Origin of the sequence: uncultured Nostoc sp., assembly GCF_964245445.1 — a bacterium.
Lineage (GTDB): Bacteria > Cyanobacteriota > Cyanobacteriia > Cyanobacteriales > Nostocaceae > Nostoc.
In genome coordinates this window covers 1-3,600 of sequence record NZ_CAXTNE010000045.1, presented here as the reverse complement: position 1 = coordinate 3,600, position 3,600 = coordinate 1, and the positions used below count along the sequence as shown (strand labels likewise).

Annotated in this window: 2 protein-coding genes and 3 pseudogenes; 1 reads left to right on the top strand and 4 read right to left on the bottom strand. The window is 38.3% G+C overall.

Going from position 1 to position 3,600, the window contains the following annotated elements:
• Positions 1 to 194: 194 nt before the first annotated feature.
• Positions 195 to 557, bottom strand: a pseudogene (locus tag ACFE90_RS10675) (transposase); the annotation flags it as partial.
• 70 nt (positions 558 to 627) lie between these two features.
• Between ACFE90_RS10675 and ACFE90_RS10670 the strand changes: the two are divergent.
• Positions 628 to 1,646, top strand: a protein-coding gene (locus ACFE90_RS10670) for an IS630 family transposase (RefSeq protein WP_375500250.1) whose coding sequence is annotated in 2 segments (ribosomal slippage) — positions 628 to 1,048 and positions 1,048 to 1,646 — 1,020 coding nt in all. Because the reading frame shifts where the segments join, the coding sequence is not laid out codon by codon here.
• 14 nt (positions 1,647 to 1,660) lie between these two features.
• Here the strand turns inward: ACFE90_RS10670 and ACFE90_RS10665 are convergent.
• From ACFE90_RS10665 to ACFE90_RS10655, 3 genes and pseudogenes are all read right to left on the bottom strand, one after another.
• Positions 1,661 to 2,080, bottom strand: a pseudogene (locus tag ACFE90_RS10665) (ISAzo13 family transposase); the annotation flags it as partial.
• A gap of 159 nt (positions 2,081 to 2,239) precedes the next feature.
• Positions 2,240 to 2,545: a hypothetical protein gene (locus ACFE90_RS10660; RefSeq protein ID WP_375500248.1), complete on the bottom strand. Its 306-nt coding sequence runs from the start codon at positions 2,543 to 2,545 to the stop codon at positions 2,240 to 2,242.
• A gap of 143 nt (positions 2,546 to 2,688) precedes the next feature.
• A pseudogene (locus ACFE90_RS10655) lies at positions 2,689 to 3,450 on the bottom strand (helix-hairpin-helix domain-containing protein); the annotation flags it as partial.
• Positions 3,451 to 3,600 lie beyond the last annotated feature (150 nt).

Below are 3,600 nucleotides of genomic sequence, written 5' to 3'. Positions count from 1 at the left end.
AAATTAATATTTTTAATTTTTAATTATTATTAAATTTTTTTTTTGTTTTTTTGGGTGGGTGCCCGACGCAACCCACCACTTACCTCCTCAAACACTCATAGAAAACTCTGCACTCTGTAAATAATGTCAGGTGCATGGTCATAATTAGTATTGATGATTTTATAGTAAAAACATTTTAAAACTGGTGATGAAAATTAAGTGTTGACACAACAAATATCAACAATCCACTTGCCTAAATTGGGAAATTTTTCATGTTTCGAGTTAGTGAGACGCTCAATTTGTTTTTCGACAGCAGACATAGCATCCTTGGTAAGCTTAACCCCAGTACAGTAAGTTTGAGTCACTAATTTAACCATAGGATGTTTACCTTTCCAGGTCATATTTTTAGCAAAGTTTAAAGCTGTTTCAACTTCGTCCAAAATACTGCCATTCCAAGAATTTTCTAATATACCCCATACTCGCTCAATTGGATTATATTTGCTATGGTAGGGTGGATAGTAGGCTAAACGTATATTAAGTTGGTTAGATTGAGCGAACTCTACTATAGCAATCTGGAATCATTCGTGAGAAAATACGTAGGAGGTTTTAAGTAGTTTGAATGACTAAGGTTAGGGTGCGGTGATGTGGATGCGATCGCTAGAAGAGTTTATCGAAAATAGCCAAGATAAGCGTGAAGTTCAACCAGCGATAGCAGTCAAGATGTTGCTGTGTGGATACAAGCATGAAGAGATAATGCCAATACTGGGGGTATCGAGTGGTTTCATCAGTAAGTGGAAAAAAGCAATTTTTCAAAGAGGAGTGGAAGGTTTAAAGCTAGCTCATAAAGGAAGTTGTGGGCTATTAAGCCAAGAACAGCGTTCCTCAATCATAGAGTGGCTGTTAACAAAAAATAAATGGACTTTGAACGAGCTAGAGTATGAGATCAGCCGCAAATACGGCGTTACTTTCTCCTCAAAGCAAAGCTACTATGATTTATTTAATGAAGCACGTATCAGTTGGAAGAAAACTCAAGCACACAACCCAAAATATGATGAAGAATTAGTCGCGTCAAAAAAAAAGAGATTTGTGAACTGCTGGCAAAGCGACGTGAGGAAATAGAATCTGGAGAATTAGTCGTATTCATGGTCGATGAATGTAATTTATTATGGGGAGACGTAAACGGCTATGTTTGGGGCAAAACAAGCGAACGAGTATCAGTACCTGTGGGCAATGTTCGTTATAAACAAACATATTTCGGTGCATTAGACTATAAAACAAAGGAATTTTTCATTTTCAAGGCAAAAAAAACTAATTTTGAGACTACAATTGGTTTCTTAAAATATCTTCAATTCATAAGTCCTCAAGCCAAAATTTTAATTATTTGGGACGGTGCTAGTTACCACCGTTCAGGGCAAATTAAAGAGTATTTAGACTCGCTCAACGCAGAATTAGAAAAAGAACAATGGTTAATAACTTGCGAACGCTTTGCCCCAAATGCTCCACAACAAAACCCTGTAGAAGACATCTGGTTACAAGGAAAAAGATTGATTCGAGAATTTTACTTTTTTTGTCATTCTTTCTCTGTGGTTAAAGGGTTATTTGAATTAGGAATTGATTGTCAAATTTTTGATTTTCCTAAGTTGCATGAATATGGTGTTTTCTCATGAATCATTTAGGATTGCTATATACGCTTCATGAACTGGGTACGCCGCGAATTATTCTCTCCTCCATTATCTTGATTAAGAATCAGTGTTTTGATATCTGGAAACCGCCAACTCTCACTTTTCCAAAAATCTTCTAGAATATCAATAATAAAATCACTCGTTACTTGAGACTTTGTAAAATATAAAAATAGTTCATCTAACTCTGGCAGGAAGATTCCATAAGGCGTTACGGTTGTTTTTGGATTATAATTGTGGTCTTCTGTTTCAGTTAAAACTCGGTTTTTACCTCCTCGGTCAAAACAACCAATATCAACGCGAGCTTTGGCATCAAGACTTAAACGTAAGACACTCTTATCATCCATAGCTGATTGATTAACTATTGCTAACTGCTCGAAGATTGCATCAGTCTCTGGGATTTTTTTTGAGGAAGTACTTTTGCTACCCGTTTGAGTTTATAACCCAAACAATTCAATTTGATACGAATTGTTTCTTCGGTTGGTAATTGTTCATCACTATAGCCACACTTTTCAATCAATAGCTTCCTTACTTGGCTGGCAGTTAGACGTGTATATAATCTCTGGCTTTTAAAACTTGGGTCAGTAAGACGAGTGTGAATCAACCAATTTTTTAATATCTTCTAACAGGTTTGCTAAGTGTTCTTCTGCTTTCCATCGACCCTTGGCTGAATAATTATCTACACAAGTAATCTTAGTAGTTAATTCTTTAATCCCTTTACGAATTGTTTTTCTATCCCATCCAAACTCGTTTTGAGCTATTAGCTGTCCTCCATAGCCTAATCCCATAACAGTCTGCGCTTGAAAACGTCGTTTAGCTGCACCTTTCAATTGAGTTGCTGTTTCCTTTAGTAAACTTTTCAATGAGTCAGTTAATTCAATTAACACTCCAACACACCCCAAAACTCGAACCATATATTGAACTTACTACAAAAAGGGAAGTCAGGGCTGCCATCGGCAGCCCTGACTTCCCACCCTCTACAATGATTATCATTCTTATATATTGGGGATTTTATTTATTGGAAGTCCCCAATCAGTTCGCTTTGTGGCAGGTAACAGTGACCATCTTCGGCGGCAACACTTAGACAGTGGACAATCCCCGCACGGTAACGAAATTCTGAGTCAGGGGCAATTCCGATATTCCGTGCAATCTTGTCAGCAGTTAGAAAACCAATACCGTAGATGTCAGCTGCTAGCTGGTATGGGTTTTTGGTAACAGTAGTGATCGCTTCATCCTTATATTGCTTGTAAATCTTTACAGCATAAGTGGTAGAAACGCCATGCCCCTGGAGAAACACCATCACTTCTTTGATAGCTTTCTGAGTTGACCAAGCGTTTTTGATGAGAGTGATTCGCTTTTTGGCAATACCCTGGACTTCAATCAGTCGTTCAATCTGGTTTTCGATAATGTCGAGCGTTTCTAAACCGAAGTGAGCGACGATACGCTTGGCTGTGACTGGGCCCACACCTTTGATTAAACCACTGCCCAAATATTTCTCAATTCCAGTGAGAGTGGCTGGTTTGGTTTGGAGATAATTAACTACCTGGAACTGTGGCCCAAATTGTGGATGATCCCGCCAGAAACCAGTTAGCTGTAGAGTTTGACCTGGCTGAATATTGGCAAAGCTGCCTATGATTGTGGTTAAATCAGTGGCTCTGGCGCGGGTTAAGCGTGCCACGGTGTAGCCTGACTCCTGAGAATAAAAGGTGAGTCTTTCAACTACTCCAGTAATGGTTTCATGTTGGAGAGAAGCATTAACTTGCTGTTGGGAGTGGCCTGGGGTAGTGGACATTGCTTATTTAAAATGCCGCACATTATTATAAGCCTGCAATTCCATTAAATATAGTATATAAGTACTAACATATATTTTTTTGCCGGATGTTTCTATAACCTGAGTTCGACGTAAAAAAAAAGTCTCTAATCCAGGCAGAAACGGGGTTGT